Source organism: Aquabacterium humicola, from assembly GCF_030167915.1.
GTDB lineage: Bacteria > Pseudomonadota > Gammaproteobacteria > Burkholderiales > Burkholderiaceae_C > Pseudaquabacterium > Pseudaquabacterium humicola.
This window is the reverse complement of sequence record NZ_JARGNB010000006.1, coordinates 302,827-326,519: the sequence shown is the minus strand read 5'-3', so window position 1 is coordinate 326,519 and position 23,693 is coordinate 302,827. Positions and strand designations below refer to the sequence as shown.

Sequence of the window (23,693 nt, the reverse complement as noted above, 5' to 3'; positions counted from 1 at the left end):
CAGGCATCCGCCGGCACGGGACCGCGGTCCCCTCTCGAAACTAAAGCAGCACCGCCAGCCGCTCGAGAATCAGCACCGCGAAGAAGCAGGCGGCGGCGATCAGCGTCCACTTCAGCACGATGACGCCGCGGCGCTTCCACACCGGCTGGTTGGTGCCGACGAACATCGCGAAGCACAGCACGCTGGCCACCAGCAGCAGGCCGAAGACGAGGCGGAACAGCAGCATGCGCGGGTGTCAGCGGTTCACCACAGCGGCGCCAGCTCGGCGAAGCCGGGCGGCGCCTGCGAAGCGTCGTCGAAGCTGACGATGTCCCACGCGCTGCGGTCGTCCAGCAGCTTGCGCAGCAGCAGGTTGTTCAGCGCGTGCCCGCTCTTGAACGCGGTGTACGCGGCCAGCATCGGCCGGCCGGCGTTGTAGAGGTCGCCGATCGCGTCGAGGATCTTGTGCTTGGCGAACTCGTCGTCGTAGCGCAGGCCGTCGGCATTCAGCACCCGCGAATCGTCGACGACGATCGCGTTGTCCATGCTGCCGCCCAGCGTCAGCCCGCGCGAGCGCATCGCGTCGAAGTCCTTCGTGAAGCCGAAGGTGCGGGCGCGCGCGATGTCGCGCTTGTAGCGGCCCGAGCCCATGTCGAAGGTGGTGCGCTGGCCGGTGGCATCGACCGCCGGGTGGCCGAAGTGAATCTCGAAGGTCAGCTTGAAGCCGTGATACGGCTCCAGCCGGGCCCAGATCAGCTTCGCGCCTTCGCCCTGGCGCACCTCCACGGGCTTGAGCACGCGCAGGAAGCGCTTGGGCGCGTCCTGCAGCACGATGCCGGCGCTCTGCAGCAGGAAGACGAAGCTGGCGGCCGAGCCGTCGAGGATCGGCACTTCGTCGGCATTGATGTCGACGATCAGGTTGTCCAGCCCCAGGCCGCAGCAGGCCGACATCAGGTGCTCGATGGTCTGCACCTTCGGCGCGCCGGGGTCGCCGCCGGCGGAGATGGTCGAGGCCATGCGGGTGTCGCTGACCGAATCCGGCCGCACCGGAATCTCCACCGGATGCACGAGGTCGACGCGCCGGAAGACGATGCCGGCATCCACCGGCGCCGGCCGCAGCGTCAGCTCGACCTTCTGGCCGCTGTGCATGCCGACGCCGACCGCGTGGGTCAGCGACTTCAGGGTGCGTTGCTGGAGCATGGCCTCATTCTCGCCGCCCGCGTGGTTCGCCGGATGGCGCGGGGGCATCGCGGCGCCTAAGTTGATCTCAGCAGGTCCGGGGCCGGACCCGCGCTGCAGGAAAGGAGCATCGAATGCTGGGCGAACGCATTGGCGAAGAAATCGGCAAGGTCACGTCGCAACGCGTGCTGCCGTCGGTCAACGGCGCGCCGACGATGGAGACATCGTTCCAGGCGGCGGGCACGCTCTATGGCGTGCCGAGCACCGAAACCGCCACCTACATCGCATCGCTGCGGCCGGACGGCACCCTGTTCGGCCAGGGCCAGGGCGTGGTGATGGGCAAGACCGGCGAGGCGGCCACCTGGACCGGCTCGGGCATCGGCCGCATGAAGCCCGACGGCTCGATCAGTTACCGCGGCGCGATCTACTACCAGAGCGCCTCGCCGGCCTGGGCGAAGCTGAACAGCGTTGCCGGGGTGTTCGAGTACGAGGTGGATGCCCAGGGTCAGACCAAGGGGCAGGTCTGGGAATGGAAGTAGCGTGAGCGGCCGCGCGACCCGTCCGTCGGACGCCGGCGGGCGGGCATCGCGCGGCGATCAGTCCGACCGCCGGTCCGTCGCATCCCGCGCCCCGGCCACCGCCGCCAGCGCCTCGAGCCGGCGCGCCAGCACGAAGGCCTCGGCCGCCTGCAGCGTCGGCAGGCGCGGGCGGCGCACGCCGTCGGTGCCGGTCACCACGCCGCCGCCGACGCAGCGCCCGTCCTCGAACAGGTCGAAGCCCGGCTGGTCGATCGACATCGGCGGGTGCGCGCCGTTCGGGCAGGGCGTGAAGCAGCGGAAGCTCGCCGGGCGGGCGACGCACTCGGCACGGCCGAAGCGCAGCGGCAGGTCCTGGATCAGCGGCTGCGGCGACGGCGCGAACGCGGCGGCCGGCTCGGCCGGCCCGCGCTCGCCGCGCAGGAAGTCCTGCCACTGCGCGCGGATCGCGCGCGACTGCGGGCAGGCGCCTTCGGGGCAGGTCAGCCGCAGCAGCACATGGCGCTCGACGCGGATGCCGTCGCACCAGTACTGCAGGCGGCGGCCGCCCTTCGCGTCGATGCGCGCGGCCACGGCGACGTCCAGCCGCCCGACCGGCGCATCGATCGGCAGCGAGGCCTTCGCGCGCGTGCCGAACGGCGCGCCCTCGGGCACCAGGTGCTCGATGTGCGCGATCAGCTCGGGCACGGTCTTCATGGCGCGTCGCAGGATCCTCGACAGATCATCCGCACGATGCAGCGCCGATGCCCGCAGCGTCAAGCGCTTGACCCCGTGCCGACGCCCGGCATCGTTTGCAGCGGCGCGAGCGCTGTGCTAGCCGGTGACTTGCGTCACGGACCGGCTGTCGCGAACGACTGGTGACACACCTTGGTCATGTCGCGGCAGCGCCGGCCGGCGCGAGACTGCCGACGCCTTTCGCACAGGGGTCTGCCATGCCACGCCGTTCCGCATTCGCGATCCTCAGCGCCCTGCTCGGCGTGCTGCTCGCCGCCCTCGCGCCCGCGTCCCACGCCGCGGTGAGCACGCCCTACCCGATCGTCTTCGTCACCCAGGTGCCGATGCCGGCGGACTTCACGACCATCGGCTCGACCTTCGGCAACCACCTGCCGACGATGGCCTCGGTGCCGCGCGGCGGCGACCTGTGGATCCGCTACCCCGACGGCACGCTGCGCAACCTGACCGCCGCCGCGGGCCTCGGCAGCGCCGGCGGGCTGCAGGGCGCCAGCGCGATCGCGGTGCGCGACCCGTCTCCGCACTGGGACGGCCAGAAGATCGTCTTCGCCGCGGTGGTCGGCGCGCCGACGCAGCGCTACACCGAGCCGGCCACGGTCTGGCAGCTCTACGAGATGAGCGGCCTGGGCGCCAACGAGACGCCGGTGGTCACGAAGGTCGCGAACCAGCCGGCCGACTACAACAACATCAGCCCGGTCTACGGCAGCGACGACCGCATCGTCTTCACCAGCGACCGCCCGCGCAGCGGCGAGCGCCACCTGTGGCCGCAGCTCGACGAGTACGAGGAGGCGCCCACCGTCACCGGCCTGTGGAGCCTCGACCCGAAGACCGGCAGCCTGACGCTGCTGAACCACGCCCCGTCGGGCGCCTTCACGCCGATCATCGACAGCTTCGGCCGCGTGATCTTCACCCGGTGGGATCACCTGCAGCGCGACCAGCAGGCCGATGGCGACCGCGCCGGCCAGACCGATTACGGCACCTTCAACTACGCCAGCGAAGCGGCGAACGCCGCGCGCCTGGCCGACCGCAGCGAGGTCTTCCCCGAGCCGCGCCAGACCGTCGGCCAGGTCAGCGAGCACCGCTTCAACCAGTTCTTCCCGTGGCAGATCAACGAGGACGGCACCGAGGAGGAGACGCTGAACCACGTGGGACGCCAGGAGCTCGCGAGCTACGGCACGCAGAGCTTCCTGGACGACGCCAACCTGCGCGAGTGCTGCGACAGCGGCACCCGCTTCAACCGCTTCCGGCTGAACAACGACAGCCTCTTCCACATCAAGGAAGACCCGACGCGGCCGGGCCGCTTCGTCGGCACCAGCGCGATGGAGTTCGGCACGCACGCGGCCGGCCAGCTCGCCGCGATCGACGGCGCGCCCAGCGTCAACCCCGACCGCATGAGCGTGACCTGGCTCACCGCCGAGGCCACCGCCTTCGCCACCGAGGAGGGCCGCACGCCCGACGCCGCGCACAGCGGCCTGTACCGCGACCCGCTGCCGCTGTCCGACGGCCGGCTGATCGCGTCGCACACCACCGAGACGCGCGCCGACCGCAACGAAGGCGCCGATGGCGCGTCGATTTCACGTTATCAATTCCGGCTGCGCCTGGTCACGGCCGATGGCAGCGGCGTGCACCGCGCCGGCGAGGCGCTGACGGCGGGCATCAGCAAGTCGGTCAGCTGGTACGACCCGGACAACCTCGTCACGCACAGCGGTGCGCTGTGGGAGCTGAATCCGGTCGAGCTGCGCCCGCGCGCCCGGCCCGCCCGGCGCAGCGCCGCGCTGCCCGCGCCGGAACAGCGGGTGTTCGCCGAAGAGGGCGTCAACGTCGCCGCGTTCCAGGACTACCTGCGCCAGAACAACCTCGCGCTGATGGTCAGCCGCAACGTCACGCTGCGCGACAAGGCGGATCGCCAGCAGCCCTACAACCTGCGCATCAAGGGCGGCGCGTCCACGACCGGATCCAGCGGCAAGGCCTACGACGTCAGCCACCTGCAGTTCGTGCAGGGCGACCAGGTGCGCGGCCTCGGCGGCACCGCCAACCCGCGGCCGGGACGCCGCGTGCTGGCGCAGGTGATGCACGAGCCGAAGGCCGCAAACCCGTTCCAGGGCGTGCCCGGCGCCGTCGCGCTGGCACCGGACGGCTCGGTGGCCGCGCTGGTGCCGGCGCAGCGCGCGATGAGCTGGCAGCTCACCGACGGCGCCACGCCGGTGGTGCGCGAGCGCTACTGGATCTCGTTCCAGAAGGGCGAGATCCGCGTCTGCGCGTCCTGCCACGGCATCAACCAGCAGTCGCAGGCCGGCAGCGGCGAGCCGCAGAACCCACCGGAAGGGCTGCGCCGGCTGCTGAAGCTGTACAAGGCCGGCATGACGCCGGCGGCAGAGGACCGGGTGTTCAACTGGGCCGAGCGGGTGTATCCGAACAACTTCCTGCCGAAGAATCCGGCCACCGCGAGCGGCGCGGGCTACACCTACCGCTACTACCCGTCGACCGACGAGTACGTCGGCGCGAAGGACGGCCGTGTCTACTACTTCAAGCCCGGCATCACGCCGGCGCCGCAGGACGTGGGTGCGCTGCAGCAATTCCTCGACCAGGCCAAGAACGCGGGTTATTGACCCCTGGGAACAATTCACTTGCCGGCGCCTTAGGGATGGAGCGCCGCGAAGACCGCCGCCCATACTGCCCCCGTGGGACAGCGCGAATCGATGAAGAGCACGATGCTGCAGCCGCTGCGCAACGGTGCGCTGGCGCTGCGGCCGTGTGCCGCCGACGAGGGCGGCGAGCCGCCGTGCAGCGAGGTGCTGCGCGACGGTCGGATCACCGGCAAGCGGGTGCCCGGCCGCGTGCTCGAGGCCGCCCTCGACTGCAGCGACGGCCGCACGCTGCTGTTCACCACCGACGCCGAGCTCTACGACGAAAGCCTGGGCATCCACCTGCTCGACCGCTCGCTCGAAGTGCTCGACTCGGCGTCCATCGGCATCGCGGACGCCAACGAGCACTTCCACCTGCTGATGGTGCACGGGCAGTCGCTGAGCTTCCGCTTCGGCGGCGAGGGCGACTGGTCGCTGGAACTGCTCGAGTCGGCCGCCGCCCGCCTGCCCTTCCTCGGCGACCCTCCCGGCGTGCATCGGCCCTTCGGCTTCATGCGGCACTTCAAGCTGGCGGAAGCGCCGCGGCCGGTGCCGGCGCCCTGACGCGGCGCGGCCCGCGGCGCCAGGCGGCCCGCGCCGCTAGGCGTCCAGCGCCGCGCGCAGCGGCGCGCGCACGCCGAGCTCGCGCCACGTGCCGTCGAGATCGAACACCGCCACCGCGCACGTGTGCAGGCCGGCGATCGCCGGCGACAGCCGCCGCGCCAGGTCGCTGAACTCCGGGTTGTGGCCGAACAGCATCACGCTGTCGACGTCCGGCTCGTGATCAAGCGCCCGCACGATCGCCAGCAGCGTCTCGACGGTGCTGGCGTAGAGCCGCTCGTCGATCACGATGCGGCCGCGCGCGATGCCCAGCGCATCGGCGAACAGCTGCGCCGTCGTCAGCGCGCGCAGCGCCGGGCTGGCGATCAGCCGGGCCGGCCGCACGCCGCGGGCGGCGAGGCGGGCGCCGGCGCGGGCGGCATCGTCCACGCCGCGCGCATCGAGCGCACGCTCGCGGTCGCTGCGGGCGGCCGCGGGCGGCTCGGCCTGGGCATGGCGGACAAGGTAGAGCGTCTTCATGGGGCGCGGGCGGGCAACGGGCGTGCCGCGGATTGTGCGGTGCATGCGCTGAATGCGCTGCATGCGCTGCGTGAGGTGCGCGCACCCCCGAGGCGCCCGAAGGCCCGGCCCCGTCGCGTGGGGCCGTCGGCTACGATTTGTGAATGGCCTCCGACGCGTTCAACTTTGCCCGCACCAAGATCCAGCCGCCACGCCTGCGCGCCGGGCTGCTGTTGCGCGCCGCGCTGGCCGAACGCATCGCCGGCGACCTGCTGCACGCGCGGCTGACGCTGATCAGCGCGCCCGGCGGCTTCGGCAAGAGCAGCGCGATCGTGCAGGCGCTGGAAACCGCCACGGCGCGCGGACAGCTGCGCTTCGCCTGGATCGCCTGCGACGACGGCGACACGCTGGCGCGGCTGGCCACGGCGCTGGTCGCGGCGCTGGAGCCCTTCGACCTGCCGTGGCGGCTGTCGCCGGAGGCCTTGATCGGCGCGCTCGACCGCCCCGATGGCCAGCGCGGATTCCGTGATGCGCTGGTCAACGCACTGGCGGCCACCGAGCTGCCGCGCGGCGTGATCGTGCTGGACGACGTGCACCGCCTCACCGACGAACGCCTGCTCGAGTTCCTCGCCACGCTGCCGCCGCTGCTGCCCGAGCACTGGGGGCTGGCGATGATCACACGCGTCGATCCGCCCTGGCCGCTGGCGCGGCTGCGCGCGAGCGGCGAGCTCGCCGAGTTCCGCCAGGACGACCTGCGCTTCGGCGCCGGCGAGATCGAGGCGCTGGCCGCGCGCGCCGGGCCAGGCCTGAGCGAGGCCCCGGACGAGCTGCTGGCGCGCACCGAAGGCTGGCCGGTCGGCGTGTCGCTGGCGATCGCCGGGCCGCGCACCGCGTCGCCGGTGCGCAGCGCACGCCATGCGATCGACTACCTGCGCAGCGAGGTGCTGGACCACCTGCCGGCCGACCTGCGCAGCTTCCTGGTCGCGACGTCGGTGCTGCCGGAACTGACCGCCGCACGCGCCGCCGCGGTCAGCGCCCGCGCCGATGCCGCCGCCTGCCTCGACGACATCGAGCGCCGCGGCCTCTTCTACCAGGAGGTCGACAGCATCGAGCGCACGCTGAAGCTGCACGACCTGTTCCGCGACGCGCTGCAGGCCGAGCGCGAACGACTGCCGGGGCCCGAGCAGGACGCGCTGTGGCGCCGCGCCGCCGACAGCGAGCCCGACATCACCCGCCGCTTCCACTACCTGATGCAGGCCCGCGCGCACGACGCCGCGGTGCAGGCGCTGACGCGGGCCGCGCCGGCGCTGGCCGCGGCCGGCATGATCGACGCGGTGCGCGAGATGCTGGCGAAGCTGCCGCCCGAGTTGCTGGCGCAATCGCCCGACGTCGCGCTGCTGCGCGGCATGGTGGCCTGGGAGGTCAGCATGGACCTGGAAGCCATGCTGGGCCACATGAAGCACGCGGCGCGCGAGTTCGCCGCGCGCGGCGATGTCGCCGGCAACGACCTGGCGCGCGCTTACGCGGCGCTGGCGGTCAACGGCATGAGCCCGATCGGCGCGCCGCAGGTCGACCCGGCGTTCGAGGTCACCGTGACCGAGGCCACGCCGCCGCTCACGCGCGCGATCGTCGCGCTGCACCGGGCCTGGCATGCCTTCGACCTGGCCGACTTCGAATCCACCAATCGCCACTACGGCGAACTGCTCGACCAGCTGGCCAATCACCGCGACGTCGCCCTGTGGTACCAGATCGTGCCCGGTGTCGCCTACTTCGGCGTGCGTGCGCTGGAGCCGATGCTGCAGCGCTACGCCGCCGGCGCGCTGCGCGCGGCGGGCGAGGACTACCCGGCGCTGCGCGCGGTGGCCCTGGCGATCCGCGGCTGCACGCAGCTGTGGCGCGGCGAGTTCGCCGAGGCGCGCACGCAGCTCGACGAGGCGGCCTCGCTGTGCGCCTGGGTCAACTTCCCGCAGGGCCTGAGCCTGTATGCGCTGACCGGGCGCCTGGTGTGCCGCACGATGCAGGGCGAGATCGATGCCGCGCTCGCCGCGTACCACGACGAGCTGCCGCGGGTGAGCGACGTCTTCGGCGACGACGGCCGCGGCCCCGGCTGGTACTTCCACTGGTTCGAGCTGCGCTGCGCGGTGATGGCCGAGCGCCGCGACCTGACCCGCAGCGCGCTCGAGGCGCTGCGCCGCACGATGCCGGCCAGCACCGCGACCTCGCACGTCGGCGTCGTGCGCGTGATCGAGGCCTACACGACCTGGCTCGACGGCGATCTCGCGACCGCCGCCGCGCAGATGCAGGCCGTGCAGTCGCACTACCGCCAGCACGACGCGGTGGGCATCGTCACCGCACTGACCTTGCAGCGCGCCGGCCTCCTGCAGCAGCTCGGCCGCAGCACCGACGCCGGCCGCGCGCTGCAGGAAGCGCTCGACGGCATCCGCCAGCGCGGCTACCCGGTGTCGGCGCACTTCGCCGGCGCCGCGCTGCTGCAGCGCCTGGCCGACGGCGCGGCGGCCGACATGCTCGACGATGCCCAGCGCGCGATCCTGCGCTCGATCGTGCCGATGGACGACGACGATGCCGAGGCCACGCTGTCGCGCGCGCCGGCCACCGTGGTCGCGCCGCCGGGACCGGACGAGCTCGGCGGCATCGAGCCGATGAGCGCGCGCGAGCTCGAGGTGCTGGCGCTGATCGCCGCCGGCGACAGCAACAAGCTGATCGCGCGCCGGCTCGACTTGAGCCCGCACACCGTGAAGCGCCATGTCGCCAACATCCTCGGCAAGCTCGGAGTCGGCTCGCGCGGGCAGGCGGCGGCGCGCTACCTGGGCGTCAACCGCGCCGCCTGACGCCGACGGCTCCTAACCTTTATTGGGTGCGGCCGTCGCGTCCGCACACACCGCGCGCACGCAGTCCCTGAACCAGCGGTGCGCCGGGTCGGCGTGCAGGCGCGGATGCCACAGCATCGACACCGTCAGGCCGGGCACCTCGACCGGCAGCGCGAAGCTGCGCATGCCGTCCCGCAGGCGGCCGGTGTGGCGCTCGGGCACGCTGGCGATCAGGTCGGTGCCGCGGGCCAGCACCAGCGCGGTCGAGAAGCTGCCGACGGCGGTGGCGATCTGGCGTTCCAGGCCGAGTGCCTGCAGCGCGTCGTCGATCGCGCCGCGGTCGAGGCCCTGCCGGCCGAATCGCGACAGCCCGATGTGGCGTCCGGCAGCGTACCGCGCCGGCGTCATCGCGCCGCGCGCCAACGCATGGCCGGCGCGCACGACGCCGACGAAGCGGTCGCGGTAGAGCGCCTGCACGCGCAGGTCGGCGCCGGTCTCGGCGCCGACCACGCCGATCTCCAGGTCGGCCAGGCCGTCGCGCAGCGGCGCGTTGTCGCGCTCGGTCTTCTGCACGAAGCGCAGGCGCACGCCCGGCGCCTCGGCGCCGATGCGCGCCAGCAGCGCGGGGCCGAAGTTCTCGACGAAGCCGTCGCGGCTGCGCAGCGTGAACTGGCGCTGCAGCTGCGCCGGCTCCGGCGCCCGCGCCGGCCGCAGCACGCTTTCGGCCTCCTGCACCAGCTGGCCGACGCGCTCGCGCAGCGCCAGCGCATGCGGCGTCGGCACCAGCTGGCGGCCCGCGCGCACCAGCAGCGGATCGCCGGTGGTCTCGCGCAACCGCGCCAGCGTGCGGCTCATCGCCGAGGCGCTCAGGCGCAGCCGCTTCGCGGCGCGCGCGACGTTGCCCTCGGCGAGCAGCACGTCCAGCGTCACCAGCAGGTTCAGGTCGGGCATCGACATGGCGCGCGACCTTGGCACAGCGATGCCATGGCGTCAAACGCACGGCTGGCGTGCACACGGCGCGCCTTCCGCCGCTGCGCGGGGGTGCCTAGGCTGGCGGCATCGTGATCTCCAGGCTGAGCGCCATGTCCTCCCCCCCTGTTGCCCCCGCCACCGTGCTCGCGTCGCCCTTGTCGGGCGCCGCCCCTCTCGATGCCGCGCCGCGCGCGGTGTTCGCCACGCTGTCGCTTGCGATGCTGCTGTCCTCGCTCGGCACCAGCATCGCCAACGTCGGCCTGCCGGCGCTCGCGCAGGCCTTCGACGCGCCGTTCGCCGCGGTGCAGTGGATCGTCATCGCCTACCTCGCGGCCAACACCGCGCTGGTGGTGATCGCCGGCCGGCTCGGCGACCGCTTCGGCCGGCGCCGCGGGCTGCTCGGCGGCCTGCTGCTGTTCGGCGTCGCGTCGGCGCTGTGCGCCGCGGCGCCCTCGCTGCCGTGGCTGATCGCGGCACGCGCGCTGCAGGGCAGCGGGGCCGCCGCGATGATGGCGATGGCGCTGGCCCTCGTCGGCGACGTGGTGCCGAAGTCGCACAGCGGCCGCGCGATGGGGCTGCTGGGCACGATGTCGGCGGTCGGCACGGCGCTCGGGCCCTCGCTGGGCGGGCTGCTGGTTGCCGGCTTCGGCTGGCGCGCGCTGTTCGCCGCCACGCTGCCGCTGGCCGGGCTGGCGGCGTTGCTGGCACGCCGCGCGCTGCCGGCGGACCGGCCGGCCGCCAGGGTGGCGGCGGTCCCGATGCGCGTCCTGCTGCAACGGGATGCGCGGCTGCGCGCCGGCATCGCGATGAGCGCGCTGGTGTCGAGCGTGATGATGGCCACGCTGGTGGTCGGCCCCTTCCACCTGTCGCGCGCGCTCGGCCTGCAGACCGTGCTGGTCGGGCTGGCGATGGCGGTCGGGCCGGTGGTGTCGGCCCTCGCCGGCGTGCCGGCCGGGCGCGTGGTCGACCGCTTCGGCGCGCACCGGGCGAGCCTGCTCGGGCTGGCGGCGGCGACCGCCGCCTGCATGCTGCTTGCCGCGATGCCGCTGCGGGCCGGCCTCGTCGGCTACGTCGGCCCGCTCATGCTGCTGACCGCCGGCTACGCGCTGTTCCAGGCGGCGAACAACACCGCCGTGCTGGCCGACGTGACACCGGCGCAGCGCGGCACCGTCTCCGGGCTGCTGGGCCTGTCGCGCAACCTCGGGCTGGTCGCCGGGGCGTCGGGGCTGGGCGCGGTGTTCGCGCTTGCCGTCGGGCCGGCACCGCAGGCCGCGGCGCCGGCCGCGGTGGCCGCCGGCCTGCAGCTGTGCTTCGTCGTCGCCAGCGGGCTGGTCGGCCTGGCGCTGCTCATCGGCTGGCGCGCCCGCCCGGCCCGCGGCTGACGGCGGCCGCGCCGCGGCCGCGTCTTTCTGACGTCAGCCCCAGTGGCAGGCCCCGCGCGACGGCATCTCGGCGCAGATCGCCGCTTCGAAGTCCTCGACCCCGCCCTCGGCCACCGCGTTGTGGCCGGCGCGCAGGCGCTCGCGCAGCGCCGGCTCGCGCAGTGCGCGGTTGACCTCGGCATTCAGCGCGCGGCGCAGCGCGCGCGGCGTGCCGGCCGGCGCGAAGAGGCCGAAGCGCGACACCAGGTTCGCGTCGGGCACGCCGAGCTCGGCCAGCGTCGGCACGTCGGGCAACTCGGGCAGGCGCCGCGGCGCACCGACCGCCAGCGCCTTCAGCCGCCGCTGCGCGACATATTGCAGCTGCGCCGGCGCGACGTTGGTCGACATCACCTCGAACTGGCCGCCGAGCGCGTCCTGCAGGCTCTGGCCGCCGCCCTTGTACGGGATGTGCGTGATGTCCAGCTTCAGCGCCTGGCCGACCGCCTCCAGCACGCGGTAGCCGGTGGTGCCGACGCCGGTGGTGGCCCAGCGCAGCGCACCCGGCCGCGCACGGGCCAGCGCCAGCAGCTGCGCGAAGCTGTCGGCGGGCAGCGCCGGCGTGCCGGCGACCAGCGTCGCGGTGGACATCACCGCGGCCACCGGCGCGATGTCGCGCTGCGGCTGGTAGCGCACCGGGCCATAGCGCGGCAGCAGCGTGAGCGGCGTGATCGCCGAGAACACCAGCAGCCGGCCGTCGGGCGCGGCGCGCGCGAGCATCTCCATCGCGATGCCGCCGCCACCGCCCGGACGGTGTTCGACCAGCACCGGCGTGCCGCGCTCGGCCGCCAGTCGGTCCGCCAGCAGCCGCGCCACCTCGTCGCTGACGCCCCCGGGCGGATAGGCGAGCACGATGCGCAGCGGGCGGTCATCCTCCGCAGCCCGGAGCTCCGCCGGCAGCAGCAGCCCCGCGCCGAGCCCGGCCAGCGCGACGAGCGCCCGGCGCCGGGCCGCTGGCAGGTCTCGGATCGCCACCGCTTCGCCCTCAGCGCCGGGCCGCCGACGCTTCGCCGCGCCGGTGCGCGGCAGCCACCTCCGCGACCATGCCGATGAAGCTCGCCGCGGGTCCCGGCGTGGCCGCGTCGATCTCGCGATAGGCCAGTGTCAGCGGCGCGTCGAGCTTCAGCTTCGGATCGAGCGGCCGGAAGACCACCGACTGCGCATGCGTGCCCTTCATCGACGCCGGCACGATCGACAGGCCCTCGCCCGACGCGACGAGGTTCAGGTTGCTGACCATGCGGTCGACCTCGGCGACGATCACCGGCTCGACGCCGGCGCGCGCGCAGGCCGCGAGCAGGTTGGCGTAGAGGCCGGGCGCGTTCGGCCGGCGCACGAGGATCAGCCGCTCGCCGTGCAGCGCCTTCAGCGGCACCGGCGTGCGCTTGGACCGCACGCGCCCCAGCGCATGGTCGGCGGGCACCGCGAGCACCGCAGGCTCGTCGAGCAGCGTGTCGAAGCGCAGGCCCGGCGGCCGCGCCACCGGCACGCGCAGGAAGCCGCAGTGCAGCCGGCCGGCGACCAGCGCCTCGGTGATCTCGGCCGCGTTGTGCTCGTGCAGTTCGAGCTCGATGTCGGGGTAGCGCGTGCGACACGCGCGCAGGGTGCGCGGCGTCAGCGCATGCGTCGCCGCGGAGCTGGTGAATCCGACCGACAGCACGCCGCGCACGCCGCGCGCGACCAGCGCCATGCGATGCCGCATCGCGTCGACATCCTCGAGCAGGCGCCTGGCTTCGGCGAGGAACAGGCGCCCGCCGTCGGTCAGGCTCACGCCCTTCGGATGGCGCAGCAGCAGCGGCAGCCCGAGCATGGTCTCGAGCGCCTTGATCTGCTGCGACAGCGGCGGCTGCTGGATGCCCAGCTTCGCAGCCGCCCGGGTCATGTGGCCTTCTTCGGCCACGGCGACGAAGTAGCGCAGATGGCGCAGGTCCATGGCCCATCGTATGCGCGGCCCCGGCCAGGGGGCCCGCGGGCACTACGTAAGGGTTGGCGCTAGCTGCGGCGGCGCGGGGTCACGCGGGTGTCCAGCGGCGATGGCCGGTAGTCCGGCACGAAACGGCAGCTCGACGGGAAGGCCGCCTGCGCGCGCCGGCAGCCGTCGCTGACCTGCTGCGGCGTCGGCTTCGCGCCGGTCTCGACCCAGCGCACCAGTGCGTCGAGCAGCGCGACGTAGGTCGCATCGCTCAGGTAGCTGTGCTCGTGATCGTCGGTGAAGGTCTGCACCAGCGCGTCGCCACGGCCGGCCGCCGCCATCGTCTGCGCGAAGGTGTGCTGCATCTCGACGAAGGCCGTCGGATCGTGGATGCCATGCACCGTCAGCACCGGCACCGGGATGCGGCCGGTGGGGTCGGTGTCGTCGGCGAAGCGCGCCAGTGCCGCGGCATCGGTGGCGGTGCGTGCGACCGCGGCGTTCAGCGTCGCGTCGTCGGCCGAGCCGCGGTAACGTGCGTCGACATTGCCGAATACCGGCTTGCCGCCGCTGCGCCGCGCGATGTCCTGGAAGTGGAAGGTGGCCCAGTTCAGGTGCCCCATCACCGCCCGCTCGGGGATGTGCAGCACGTCGACGATGGTCTTCAGCTTCTGCGCCTGCTCGGGCGTGCGCTGCGCCGCGGGACGGCCGAGGCCGAGGCACTCGTCGGCCCGCTTCGCGAGCTCGGCAGTCGTCATCGTCGAGCCCTCGGGCAGGCCCATCCACAGCGGGTAGGCGGCTTCGTCGGGGCGCGGATGGTTGCGGCACAGCACCTGGTAGACCTCGCGCAGGTCCAGCCGCATGTCGTAGGCGCGCGTGCCGCCGGCGAGCACGCCGCTGGTCAGCAGCAAGCCGTCGTAGGGCTGGCCCGCGGTGTAGGTCTCGGCGCCCTTGGCGGCGACGCTGGCGCCCCATGACTGCCCATGCAGCAGCGTGAGCTTCGGCTTCGCGACGTGGCGGATGAAGAGGCCGCGCACGCGCTCGGTGTCCTCGGCGGCCGAGCGCACCGCGACGCCGCCCTGGTGGAAGCTGGAACCGGCCCAGGCGTAGCCCGCGCGCGGCACGATGGCCCAGCGCGTCAGGTCGTCCTCGATGCGCTTGGCGGTCGGCGCGCCGAGGAACGGGCCGCCGTGCGCATGCACGACGAGGCGGCCGTTCCAGTCGGCCGGCATCGCGATCAGGTAGAAGGCGCCGGCCCGGTCGCGGCCGCCCAGGCAGCGCACGGTGGCGGGCAGCCCGGCCGGGCAGGCGGTGGCCTGCGGCGCGGGTTCGTCGGCGCCGGGCCCTGCCGGCGCCGGCGCCTGCAGCGCGCAGGCCCCGAGCAGCAGCGCGATGCCGAAGGCGCCGATGCGCCGGACCGGGTTGTGAATGCGGGCGAAGGCCAAGCGTGTCTCCCTGTGATGCGCGGAGCCCGAAGCGGACCCGGGGCGCGACCTTACGGAGACGGCTTCAAGACGTCAAATATGCAGAACGGCCGGTGGCCATACGTGCCGCATATGAAGCGGCGGGGCGGCGCCTTCAGGTGCCGCAGAACGTGCGGTAATGCGCCGTGACTTCGGGCGGCGCCGGCATCGCATAGGCCTCGAGCCCCGGCCGCTCGTCGAAGGGTTGCGCCAACACGGCGAGCAGCGCGTGCAGCGGCTGCAGGTTGCCATCGGCACTGGCGGCGCGCAGGGCGTCTTCGACGTGGTGGTTGCGCGCGATGTACAGCGGGCTGGCGCGCCGCATCGCCGCCGCGCGCTGCGCCGGCATCGACGATTCGGCCTGCGCGCGTGCGCGCCAGCGCGCCAGCCACTCGTGCAGCGGCCGCGCGTCCTCGAACAGCGCCTGCAGCTTCGGGCCGTCGCCGTCGGCGGCATCGGCCAGGTAACGCCATGCCAGCGTGTGGTCGACCGCCTGCGACTGCAGCAGCGCGAGCCAGTCGTCGGCGAGCGCCTGGTCGCCGTCGTCGCCGCGCGCCAGCCCGAGCTTGGCGCGCGCGCCGGTCAGCCAGTGGCGGTCGTACAGCGCCGGGAAGCTGTCGATGACGTCGGTGGCGCCGGCGACGGCGCGCTGCGGGTCGTCGGCGTCGACCAGCGGCAGCAACGCCTCGGCCAGCCGCGCGAGGTTCCAGCGTGCGATCAGCGGCTGGTTGGCGTAGGCATAGCGCCCGTGCGTGTCGATCGAGCTGAACACCGCATCGGGGTCATGCGCCTCCATGAAGGCGCAGGGCCCGAAGTCGATCGACTCGCCGGAGATCGTCATGTTGTCGGTGTTCATCACGCCATGGATGAAGCCGACATGCATCCAGCGCGCGATCAGCGCCGCCTGGCGCTCGGCCACCGCGCGCAGCAGGCCCATGTAGCGATCGGGGTCGCCGGCCAGCTGCGGGTCGTGGCGCGCGATCGCATGGTCGGCCAGCAGGCGCAGCTTGTCGATGTCGCCCCGCGCGGCGAAGAACTGGAAGGTGCCGACGCGCAGGTGGCTGGCGGCGACGCGCGTCAGCACCGCGCCCGGCAGCGTGCCCTCGCGGAACACCGGCTCGCCGGTGGCCACCGCGGCCAGCGCGCGCGTGGTCGGGATGCCCAGGGCCTGCAGCGCCTCGCCGATGATCACCTCGCGCAGCACCGGGCCGACGGCCGCGCGGCCATCGCCGCCGCGCGAGAACGGCGTCGGGCCCGAGCCCTTGAACGCGATGTCACGACGCCGGCCGTGGCGGTCGAGCACCTCGCCCAGCAGCAGCGCACGCCCGTCCCCCAGCGAAGGGGAGAAGCCGCCGAACTGGTGGCCGGCGTAGGCCTGCGCGATCGGCGTCGCGCCTTCGGGCACCTCGTTGCCGCCGAAGATCGCCGCGCCGCGTTCGCCGGCGAGCGCCTCGGCATCGAGCTGCAGCTCCTCGGCCAGCGCGCGGTTGAACCACAGCAGCGACGGCGCGTCGACCCGGCGCGGCTGCCAGGGCACGGCCAAGCCGGGCAGGTCGCGGGCGTAGCTGTTGTCGAAGTGGAAGAGCGGGCGCAGGGCGGGTTCGGTCACGACGGGGCTTTCGAGGCGGCTGCCGGCAAAGGAAGTGCCGGCACACCGCCGCATCATGCCCCGCGGCGCCCGACCCCTGTCCGGGCGGGCCTGTCGTGCCGCGGCTTCAGCCCCCTTCCAGCGCCATGAAGTCCAGGCCCGCGATGCCCACCAGCTGCGCGATCGTCATCGTCGCCGGGCTGACGAAGTTGCCGGGTGCCGGCCCGGGGGGCGTCGGCAACGCCGACAGGCCCCAGGGGTTGTAGACCAGCACGTCGGTGTTGTTCGGGTCGTTCGGGTTCGCGTCGATGATGAAGTGGGCATGGCTGCCGACCAGCAGCTGGTTCTCGAAGCCGTCCTTGAAGCTCGTCGTCACGCCGAGCCAGACCACCTTGCCGGCGTTCAGCACCGACGCGAGGATGGCCTCGAGCTGCGCGCGCACCGCGGGATCGGTGCGGTCCATCGGGAAGGCCGTGATGTAGCCGTTGTCGCCGTAGCTGCTGCCGGGGTCGGCGGTGGCGAGCACGCGGCTCTTCACCAGCGCGCCCAGCGGATCACCCTGCCCGCCCTCGATGGCCGCGTAGGTGTTCTGGCCGCGGCTCTCGGCGCGCGGCAGGATGCCCAGCGTGTTGGCCTGGGCGTAGGCTTTCTCCAGCAGCGGCACCCAGATCTCGCCGTTGAGGTCCTTGTTCGCCGATCCGGCATAGGCCACCGTCGACGCACCGGCCTCGGGGACCGGCAGCATGTCGTTGACCGTCACCCAGTGCGCGTTGCCCTGCGCATCGAACAGGCGCACGCCCCAGCTGCGCGAGCCGCCGACGGTGCCGTTCTCGACGAACAGCGTCTCCAGCGCCGTCGGCTTGGTGGCCGCGAGGCCGCCGATCGCCGCGATCAGGTAGCAGTCACCCGCCGTGCCCTGGTTGACGTCGGACAGCGCGATGCCGTCGACGAACAGCGCGCCGCTGGACTTCGCATAGGTCGCGACCACCGCCTTCGCCGCGCCGGTGGCCGAGTCGCCGGCGGTGGTGGCGCCCGGCATGTCGCCACCGAGCAGCCACTTGTCGATCAGCTTCTCGAACTGGTCGACCGACGAGCCTGCGGCCAGGCTGCCGAGCTCGCTGCGCTGCGCGCTGCCGCCGTTGTAGAAGCGGTTGGCCTCGGAGCCCTCGACGAGGCGCGAGAAGACATACGACAGGTATTCGGCCGCCGCCCCGTTGCCGGCGAAAGCCGCAGTGCCACGCGCGGCCAGTGCCTGCAGGTCGGCCACTTCCTGCGCGGTGATCGGCACATTGTTGTTGGCGCGGTGCGCGCTGACGATGCCGCGCAGCATGTTCACCAGCTCGGCATGCGTCATCGTGTTCGGCGCATCGGCGAGCGGGACGGACACCGGGCCCGCGCCGTCCGGCGCCAGCGCCGCGGCCTGGCCCGGCGCCGAGCTCAGCGCCTGCTCGATCGCCGTGCGCAGCGACGGCGTCTGGATGATGCTGGTCCAGCCGGCGGGCGCCGGCAGGTCGTTGTCGCCGTCGATGTCGACGCCCAGTTGCTGCTCCAGCGCATCGAGCGCGGCACCGGTGACCGCGCTGCCGGCGCCGACCGCCCCGCTGGCCGCGACGATGGCCTCGAACACCGTGCCGGTCGCATCCTCGGTGAACAGCCGCCAGCCGCCGCCGGCCTGCGCCACCACCTCGACGATCTCGGTGCCGGCCGCCAGCAACTGGTCGTCGAGCGGGACGCCACCGACCGTCAGCGTGGTCGCGCTGCCGCTGCCGTCGCCGACGCGGTAATGCCCCAGCTCGTTGACGTAGAGGTTCACCGCGCCGCCTTGCAGCAGCACGTCGCCCTGGCCGAAGCCGCCGCTGTCGTTGAGGTCGAGCTTGTACTGCTCTTCCGCCGCGTACAGCGACGCACCCTGCAGCACCGCCAGCGATGCCGCGTCGGCGCGGCCCTGCGCGTCGAGGGCGACCTGCACGATCATGTCTTCGTCGGCGTCGCTGCGCACGAACAGGCGGTAGCCGGCGCCGTCCTTCTCGACCGCGACGGCAGAGAACGCGAACGTCTCGTCGGTGATTGACGTCGTGTCGCCCAACGAGACCTTGACGGCATTGCCCATCGTCGTGCCGACGGCCCAGCTGCCGTCGGCGGTGATCACCAGCATCGCGCTGCCGATGTGGCGGGCATGCGGTTCGAGAACCTCGACCTGTTCGATCGCCATGGGACATCTCCTCGCGTGGGCAGCTCGACGCGTGCGAGCCGGGGAGGCGCACTATCCCCCCGGGCGAGGCCGCCCACAAGTGAAATGTGCAAAAAGTGGAAGGCGTTCGGCGCGATGCTCGGGCTTACTTCGCTGCACTGGCGGCCGCACCGGTCGCCACACCGCCGCCCGTTTCCTCATCGACCGCCCGCTGCACCGCGCGGTAGAAGTCCTCGCGCGCGGCACTGGCCGTGCGATCGCGCGCGCCGCCGGCCCAGTTGGCGTTCGACGCGATCACCAGCTTGCGCTTCGGATCGATGAACAGGCCCTGGCCGAAGATGCCGCGCGCGGCGAAGGTGCCATCGGCGTAGGTCCACCACTGGTAGCCGTAGCCGCGGCCGGGCTGGCCGATGCCGGTGCGTTCGCTGGTCGCCTCGGCGAGCCAGCCGTCGGGCACGATGGCCTGTCCGTTCACGCGGGCGCCGTTCAGGATGAACTGGCCATAACGCACGAAATCCCTGGCCGCGGCCTGCACGCAGCAGCCGCTGATCTCCTGGCCGGTCTTGTTCAGGATCCAGGTGGCCTGCTGTTCCATGCCGGCCGGCTTCCAGACCTTCTCGGACAGGTAGTCCGCCAGCGGCCGCTTCGTCGCCTGGCTCACCAGGATGCCGACGAGGTTGGTCTCGCCGGTGCTGTAGAGCCAGCGCTCGCCGGGTGGTGCGGCGCGCGGCAGCCGGCGCAGGTAGCTCACCAGCGCGTCGACGCCGGGCTCGGGCTCGTGCTTGTTGAACAGCGCAACGTCCGACTTCGGGTCGGCGTAGTCCTCGTTCCACTGCACGCCGGAGGTCATCGTCAGCAGCTGGCGGATGCTGACCGCGTCGTAGGCCGAGCCCTTCATCGCCGGGATGTAGTCGCTGACCTTGTCGTCCATGCTGCGGATGTGGCCGTCGCGCAGCGCCGCGCCGACGAGAGTCGAGGTCATCGACTTGGCCACCGAGAAGCTGGTCCAGCGGCCGCTGGCATCGAAGCCGAGCCCGTAGCGCTCGAGCCGCAATCGGCCGTCGTGCAGCACCAGCAGCGCGGCGCTGCGCTGGCCGGCCATGTAGGCATCGACGTCGAGCGGCAGCTTCAGCGGCGGGCCCGGCGGCAGCGGCAGCGGCGTGCTCCCGGCCGGGATGTCGCGCACCTTCGCCAGCAGCGGCAGGCGATCGAGCGCGCGGAACGCGGCATCGCGCTGCGGCTGGCTCCAGAACAGCAGGTCGCGGTTGGTCGGCATCGTCGCCACCACCGCGCGTGCATCCTTGTGCAGGCTGAACCAACCCGCGGTGGCGGCCACCGCCACGATGGCCAGCAGGCCAACCAGGACCTTCTTCAGCTTCATCCCGTCTCCTCCGACGACACAGGTCGTTCGAAGCGAGAGGGTAGCGCGTCAGGCGTGGCGCGTGCCCGGCTCGAGCGGCGTGTGCTTCAGGCAGCGCGCTTGACGATCTCCACCGGCGTCTCCTGCAGCGCCACCACCACGGGGCGCGCGACATCGCGGCCGATCAGCGCGCGCGCGAAGAAGTATTCGGTGCGCTCGCGCTCGGGCAGCGCGTCGAGGTCGACGCGGCCGTGCTGGTCGCACGGGAAGGCGAAGTCATGGCCGTCCGCCTGGGTTGCGACGAAGCGCAGCTCGAAGCGACACGACGGGTCTGTCGAGGTTGTCATGGTCGGTCCCCCCCACGACCGAAGTGCCGCTCAGGCCAAGCACACGCCGCGGAGCCGGCTCTGCCGGTCCGCTGGGGTGGCCCCCTTGAGGGGGAGAGGCCGGAGGCCGAGGGGGCCTCGCCGGAGGCGCTTCGGGGGTGGTCCAAATCAGTCGGCCTGCTTGCGCAGGAACGCCGGGATCTCGATCTCGTCCATGCCGTTCGAGCTCAGCGCCTCGACCTTGGCCGCCGCCTGCGTGCGCGCCGAACGCCACACGCTGGGCGTCGACAGGCCCGAGTAGTCGTGCGCCTGCGCCTGGGCGGGCCCGGGCTGCGCGACGTTGTTGAGGATCGGCAGGTTGTCGGTGCCGGTGCGCAGCGCATGCGCGGCGGTCGGCTGCACCACCGTCAGCGGCGCGGCCTGCGGCTTGCTGTTGGAGCGCGACAGGCCGGTGGCGATCACCGTGACGCGCAGCTGGTCGCCCAGCGTCTCGTCGTAGGCGGCGCCGTAGATGATGTGCGCATCCTCCGCGGCGTAGCGGCGGATCGTGTTCATCGCGGCCTTGCTCTCGTTCAACTTGAAGTTGTTCTTGTTCGCCGCGATCAGCACCAGCACGCCGCGCGCGCCCGACAGGTCGATGCCTTCGAGCAGCGGGCAGGCCACCGCCAGCTCGGCCGCCTTGTTGGCGCGGTCCGGGCCACCGGCGATCGCCGTGCCCATCATCGCCTTGCCGGGCTCGCTCATCACCGTCTTCACGTCCTCGAAGTCGACGTTGACGAGGCCGTGCATGTGGATGATGTCGCTGATGCCGCCGACGGCGTTCTTCAGCACGTCGTTGGCATGCGCGAAGGCCTGGTCCTGCGTGACGTCGTCGCCCAGCACCTCGAGCAGCTTCTCGTTCAGCACGACGATCAGGCTGTCGACGTTCGCCTCGAGCTCGGTGGTGCCGACGTCGGCCTGCTTCATGCGGCGGCCGCCTTCGAACTCGAAGGGCTTGGTCACGACGCCGACCGTCAGGATGCCCATCTCCTTCGCGACACGCGCGATGATCGGTGCCGCGCCCGTGCCGGTGCCGCCGCCCATGCCGGCGGTGATGAAGACCATGTGCGCGCCTTCGAGCGACTGGCGCACGCGGCCCTCGGCTTCTTCGGCCGCCGCCTTGCCCTTCTCGGGCTTGCCGCCGGCGCCGAGGCCGTTGTCGCCGAGCTGGATCAGCGTGTGCGCGCTCGAGCGGTTGAGCGCCTGCGCGTCGGTGTTCGCGCAGACGAATTCGACGCCCTGCACCCCCTGCGTGATCATGTGCTCGACGGCATTGCCGCCGCCGCCGCCGACGCCGACCACCTTGATGCGGGTGCCCTGGTCGAATTCTTCGATCATCTCGATAGGCATGTGGAACCTCCTAGTCTTCGCAAGCAGTTGCCAATGGGTAAAACGTAGTGACGTTCAAAGAGCACGGGACGTTGACCATCCCTGTTAGAAATTTCCCAAGAACCAGTCCTTCGCGCGGCCGAAGAAGGTCTGCACCGAACCCGCCTGGGCCGCAGCCTTGATGCCTCTTGCGCGCGCCATGCGGGCTTCCTCCAGCAAGCCCATCACCGTGGCCGACCGCGGGTTGGCCACCATGTCGAACAACGGCCCGTTGTAGGTCGGCAGACCCTTGCGAACGGGCTTCAGGAAGATGTCCTCGCCGAGCTCGACCATGCCCGGCATCACCGCCGAACCGCCGGTGATCACGATGCCGGAGGACAGGAGCTCCTCGTAGCCGGACTCGCGGATCACCTGGTGCACCAGCGAATAGATCTCCTCGACGCGCGGCTCGATCACGCCCGACAGCGCCTGGCGGCTCAACATGCGCGGCGCGCGGTCGCCGAGGCCCGGCACTTCCAGGTTCTCGCTCGGGTCGGCGAGCAGCTGCTTCGCGACGCCGTACTCGACCTTGATCTCCTCGGCGTCCTTGGTCGGCGTGCGCAGCGCCATCGCGATGTCGCTGGTGATGAGGTCCCCGGCGATCGGGATCACCGCCGTGTGGCGCACCGAGCCGTCGGTGTAGATCGAGACGTCGGTGGTGCCGGCGCCGATGTCGACGACGGCGACGCCGAGGTCCTTCTCGTCCTCGGTCAGCACCGCGGCCGCGCTGGCGCTGGGGTTCAGCACCAGCCGTTCGACTTCGAGGCCGCAGCGGCGCACGCACTTGAGGATGTTCTCGGCGGCGCTCTGGGCCCCGGTCACGATGTGCACCTTGACTTCGAGCCGGCTGCCGCTCATGCCGATCGGCTCCTTCACCTCGTGCCCATCGATGATGAACTCCTGGGGCTCGACGAGCAGCAGCCGCTGGTCGTTCGGAATGTTGATGGCCTTGGCGGTCTCGACGACGCGGTTGACGTCCGTCGTCGACACCTCGCGGTTGTCGCGCACGATCACCATGCCGGTGGAGTTCTGGCCACGGATGTGGCTGCCGGTGATGCCGGTGTAGACGCGCTCGATCTTGCAGGCCGCCATCATCTCGGCCTCCTTCAGCGCCTGCTGGATGCTCTGCACCGTGGCGTCGATGTTGACGACGACGCCGCGCTTCAGGCCATGCGTCGGCGCGACGCCCAGGCCTGCCAGGCGCAGCTCGCCGCCCGGCATCACCTCCGCGGCGACGACCATCACCTTGGCGGTGCCGATGTCCAGCCCGACGACGAGATCCTTGTATTCCTTGGCCATGGTGATGCTGTGTTATCGCTTTCGGGCCGGTTCTTTCGGCAGCACGGTGGTGACGCCTTTCAGTCGCACGGCATAACCGTCCGGGTGCCGCAGGTCGGCGTACTGCAAGGGGCGCTGGTAGTGATCGGTGACCTGGCGCAGCGTGCGCACGAAACGTTCGGCACGCGCGAGGACCTCGTCGTCGCTGCCGCGGCCGAGCTCGATCGCGGCGCCGCTGTCGAGCTCGGCGCGCCACGAGCCGCGGCCCGACAGCGCCAGGCGCTCGACGTCGCCCTCGTCCAGCGGCTGCAGCGCCGGCTGCAGGCGGCGGTACAGCGCCAGCATCTGCGGCGCGCTGCCCTCGGGGCCGGCGAAGCGCGGCAGCGCGTCGTCCTCGACGTCGCCCAGGTTGGCCTCGAAGACTTCGCCGTGGTTGTTGACGAGCTTGTGATTGCCGTCGTCGGCGCTCCACAGCGCCGCGGCACGGTGCTCTTCCAGGGTCACCGCGAGCCGGTTCGGCCAGATGCGGCGCACCACCGCATGGCGCACCCAGGGCACGGCCTCGAAGGCAGCGCGCGCGCGCTGCAGGTCCATCGTGAAGAAGTTGCCGGCGAGCTTGGGCGCCGCGTTCGCGCGGATCGTGCTGGCGCTGTTGCGCGCGACCTCGCCTTCGACCGAGATGCTGCGCAGCGCGAACACCGGCAGGCGCACGATCCACATCACCAGCGCGGCACCGATGGCGATGCCCGCCAGCACGGCGAGCGCCTGGGCGGCCGACTGCATCAGCCGCACGTCGGGCGGCAGCGGCACCGGCATCATCGCGGCAGTGGCTTTGGCGCGGGCCATG

20 protein-coding genes are annotated in these 23,693 nt (G+C 72.4%); 5 read left to right on the top strand and 15 right to left on the bottom strand.

Features of this window, described 5'->3' with window-relative positions:
* Window positions 1-40: 40 nt before the first annotated feature.
* Entirely contained in the window at window positions 41-226 is a 186-nt protein-coding gene (locus tag P1K89_RS24745) for a hypothetical protein (RefSeq protein ID WP_284619188.1), read from the bottom strand.
* Window positions 227-243: 17 nt separating this feature from the next.
* Window positions 244-1,179 carry a UDP-3-O-acyl-N-acetylglucosamine deacetylase gene (gene lpxC / locus P1K89_RS24740; protein ID WP_284619187.1) on the bottom strand — a complete coding sequence of 312 codons (936 nt, stop codon included), beginning with the start codon at window positions 1,177-1,179 and terminating at the stop codon, window positions 244-246.
* Between the two features lie 113 nt (window positions 1,180-1,292).
* On the opposite strand from lpxC, the gene P1K89_RS24735 reads away from it, so the two are divergent.
* Entirely contained in the window at window positions 1,293-1,697 is a 405-nt protein-coding gene (locus P1K89_RS24735; protein ID WP_284619185.1) for a hypothetical protein, read from the top strand.
* 57 nt (window positions 1,698-1,754) lie between these two features.
* On the opposite strand, the gene P1K89_RS24730 is transcribed toward P1K89_RS24735, so the two are convergent.
* Complete coding sequence (locus tag P1K89_RS24730) at window positions 1,755-2,390, bottom strand: hypothetical protein (RefSeq protein WP_284619184.1); 636 nt, start codon at window positions 2,388-2,390, stop codon at window positions 1,755-1,757.
* A gap of 236 nt (window positions 2,391-2,626) precedes the next feature.
* On the opposite strand from P1K89_RS24730, the gene P1K89_RS24725 reads away from it, so the two are divergent.
* The gene (locus P1K89_RS24725; protein WP_284619183.1) at window positions 2,627-5,035 is read left to right on the top strand and encodes an HzsA-related protein; all 2,409 of its coding nucleotides are present in this window, start codon (window positions 2,627-2,629) and stop codon (window positions 5,033-5,035) included.
* 72 nt (window positions 5,036-5,107) lie between these two features.
* Window positions 5,108-5,614, top strand: a complete 507-nt coding sequence (locus P1K89_RS24720) for a hypothetical protein (protein WP_284619182.1) — start codon at window positions 5,108-5,110, stop codon at window positions 5,612-5,614.
* 36 nt (window positions 5,615-5,650) lie between these two features.
* Here P1K89_RS24720 and P1K89_RS24715 read toward each other — a convergent pair whose 3' ends face one another.
* A complete protein-coding gene (locus P1K89_RS24715; RefSeq protein WP_284619181.1) occupies window positions 5,651-6,130 on the bottom strand; it encodes a SixA phosphatase family protein in 480 nt (159 codons plus the stop codon).
* Between the two features lie 143 nt (window positions 6,131-6,273).
* On the opposite strand from P1K89_RS24715, the gene P1K89_RS24710 reads away from it, so the two are divergent.
* The gene (locus P1K89_RS24710; protein WP_284619180.1) at window positions 6,274-8,958 is read left to right on the top strand and encodes a winged helix-turn-helix domain-containing protein; all 2,685 of its coding nucleotides are present in this window, start codon (window positions 6,274-6,276) and stop codon (window positions 8,956-8,958) included.
* Between the two features lie 12 nt (window positions 8,959-8,970).
* Here the strand turns inward: P1K89_RS24710 and P1K89_RS24705 are convergent, their stop codons facing one another.
* The gene (locus P1K89_RS24705) at window positions 8,971-9,894 is read right to left on the bottom strand and encodes a LysR family transcriptional regulator (RefSeq protein WP_284619179.1); all 924 of its coding nucleotides are present in this window, start codon (window positions 9,892-9,894) and stop codon (window positions 8,971-8,973) included.
* Between the two features lie 125 nt (window positions 9,895-10,019).
* Between P1K89_RS24705 and P1K89_RS24700 the strand changes: the two genes are divergently transcribed.
* Window positions 10,020-11,291: an MFS transporter gene (locus P1K89_RS24700; protein ID WP_284619178.1), complete on the top strand. Its 1,272-nt coding sequence runs from the start codon at window positions 10,020-10,022 to the stop codon at window positions 11,289-11,291.
* Window positions 11,292-11,324: 33 nt separating this feature from the next.
* Here P1K89_RS24700 and P1K89_RS24695 read toward each other — a convergent pair whose 3' ends face one another.
* The 10 genes from P1K89_RS24695 to P1K89_RS24650 all read right to left on the bottom strand — a co-directional run bounded on the left by P1K89_RS24695 (window position 11,325) and on the right by P1K89_RS24650 (window position 23,692).
* Window positions 11,325-12,302 (bottom strand): tripartite tricarboxylate transporter substrate binding protein, encoded by a 978-nt coding sequence (locus P1K89_RS24695; RefSeq protein ID WP_284619177.1) that lies wholly within the window; start codon window positions 12,300-12,302, stop codon window positions 11,325-11,327.
* A 10-nt stretch (window positions 12,303-12,312) separates the two neighbouring features.
* Complete coding sequence (locus P1K89_RS24690) at window positions 12,313-13,257, bottom strand: LysR family transcriptional regulator (RefSeq protein WP_284619176.1); 945 nt, start codon at window positions 13,255-13,257, stop codon at window positions 12,313-12,315.
* Window positions 13,258-13,316: 59 nt separating this feature from the next.
* Complete coding sequence (locus tag P1K89_RS24685; protein ID WP_284619174.1) at window positions 13,317-14,678, bottom strand: alpha/beta hydrolase; 1,362 nt, start codon at window positions 14,676-14,678, stop codon at window positions 13,317-13,319.
* Between the two features lie 133 nt (window positions 14,679-14,811).
* Window positions 14,812-16,305 (bottom strand): protein adenylyltransferase SelO, encoded by a 1,494-nt coding sequence (locus tag P1K89_RS24680; RefSeq protein ID WP_284619173.1) that lies wholly within the window; start codon window positions 16,303-16,305, stop codon window positions 14,812-14,814.
* Between the two features lie 106 nt (window positions 16,306-16,411).
* Entirely contained in the window at window positions 16,412-18,496 is a 2,085-nt protein-coding gene (locus P1K89_RS24675) for a C2 family cysteine protease (RefSeq protein WP_284619172.1), read from the bottom strand.
* Between the two features lie 124 nt (window positions 18,497-18,620).
* The gene (locus P1K89_RS24670; RefSeq protein WP_284619171.1) at window positions 18,621-19,856 is read right to left on the bottom strand and encodes a serine hydrolase domain-containing protein; all 1,236 of its coding nucleotides are present in this window, start codon (window positions 19,854-19,856) and stop codon (window positions 18,621-18,623) included.
* Window positions 19,857-19,942: 86 nt separating this feature from the next.
* Window positions 19,943-20,182, bottom strand: a complete 240-nt coding sequence (locus P1K89_RS24665; protein WP_284619170.1) for a hypothetical protein — start codon at window positions 20,180-20,182, stop codon at window positions 19,943-19,945.
* A gap of 147 nt (window positions 20,183-20,329) precedes the next feature.
* On the bottom strand, window positions 20,330-21,550 hold the full coding sequence (ftsZ, locus tag P1K89_RS24660) for a cell division protein FtsZ (protein ID WP_284619169.1): 1,221 nt from the start codon (window positions 21,548-21,550) through the stop codon (window positions 20,330-20,332).
* An 84-nt stretch (window positions 21,551-21,634) separates the two neighbouring features.
* Window positions 21,635-22,867: a cell division protein FtsA gene (ftsA, locus tag P1K89_RS24655; protein ID WP_173132847.1), complete on the bottom strand. Its 1,233-nt coding sequence runs from the start codon at window positions 22,865-22,867 to the stop codon at window positions 21,635-21,637.
* Between the two features lie 12 nt (window positions 22,868-22,879).
* Complete coding sequence (locus P1K89_RS24650; protein WP_284619168.1) at window positions 22,880-23,692, bottom strand: cell division protein FtsQ/DivIB; 813 nt, start codon at window positions 23,690-23,692, stop codon at window positions 22,880-22,882.
* Between the last annotated feature and the right edge of the window lies 1 nt (window position 23,693).

Excerpts from the sequence above, each read along its gene's own strand:
- ftsA (WP_173132847.1), bottom strand. The coding sequence starts at position 22,867 with ATGGCCAAGGAATACAAGGATCTCGTCGTCGGGCTGGACATCGGCACC.
- P1K89_RS24670 (WP_284619171.1), bottom strand. The coding sequence starts at position 19,856 with ATGAAGCTGAAGAAGGTCCTGGTTGGCCTGCTGGCCATCGTGGCGGTG.
- P1K89_RS24745 (WP_284619188.1), bottom strand. The coding sequence starts at position 226 with ATGCTGCTGTTCCGCCTCGTCTTCGGCCTGCTGCTGGTGGCCAGCGTG.
- P1K89_RS24715 (WP_284619181.1), bottom strand. The coding sequence starts at position 6,130 with ATGAAGACGCTCTACCTTGTCCGCCATGCCCAGGCCGAGCCGCCCGCG.
- P1K89_RS24725 (WP_284619183.1), top strand. The coding sequence starts at position 2,627 with ATGCCACGCCGTTCCGCATTCGCGATCCTCAGCGCCCTGCTCGGCGTG.
- P1K89_RS24665 (WP_284619170.1), bottom strand. The coding sequence starts at position 20,182 with ATGACAACCTCGACAGACCCGTCGTGTCGCTTCGAGCTGCGCTTCGTC.
- P1K89_RS24650 (WP_284619168.1), bottom strand. The coding sequence starts at position 23,692 with ATGGCCCGCGCCAAAGCCACTGCCGCGATGATGCCGGTGCCGCTGCCG.
- lpxC (WP_284619187.1), bottom strand. The coding sequence starts at position 1,179 with ATGCTCCAGCAACGCACCCTGAAGTCGCTGACCCACGCGGTCGGCGTC.
- P1K89_RS24735 (WP_284619185.1), top strand. The coding sequence starts at position 1,293 with ATGCTGGGCGAACGCATTGGCGAAGAAATCGGCAAGGTCACGTCGCAA.
- P1K89_RS24730 (WP_284619184.1), bottom strand. The coding sequence starts at position 2,390 with ATGAAGACCGTGCCCGAGCTGATCGCGCACATCGAGCACCTGGTGCCC.
- P1K89_RS24705 (WP_284619179.1), bottom strand. The coding sequence starts at position 9,894 with ATGTCGATGCCCGACCTGAACCTGCTGGTGACGCTGGACGTGCTGCTC.
- P1K89_RS24710 (WP_284619180.1), top strand. The coding sequence starts at position 6,274 with ATGGCCTCCGACGCGTTCAACTTTGCCCGCACCAAGATCCAGCCGCCA.
- P1K89_RS24690 (WP_284619176.1), bottom strand. The coding sequence starts at position 13,257 with ATGGACCTGCGCCATCTGCGCTACTTCGTCGCCGTGGCCGAAGAAGGC.
- P1K89_RS24675 (WP_284619172.1), bottom strand. The coding sequence starts at position 18,496 with ATGGCGATCGAACAGGTCGAGGTTCTCGAACCGCATGCCCGCCACATC.
- P1K89_RS24700 (WP_284619178.1), top strand. The coding sequence starts at position 10,020 with ATGTCCTCCCCCCCTGTTGCCCCCGCCACCGTGCTCGCGTCGCCCTTG.
- ftsZ (WP_284619169.1), bottom strand. The coding sequence starts at position 21,550 with ATGCCTATCGAGATGATCGAAGAATTCGACCAGGGCACCCGCATCAAG.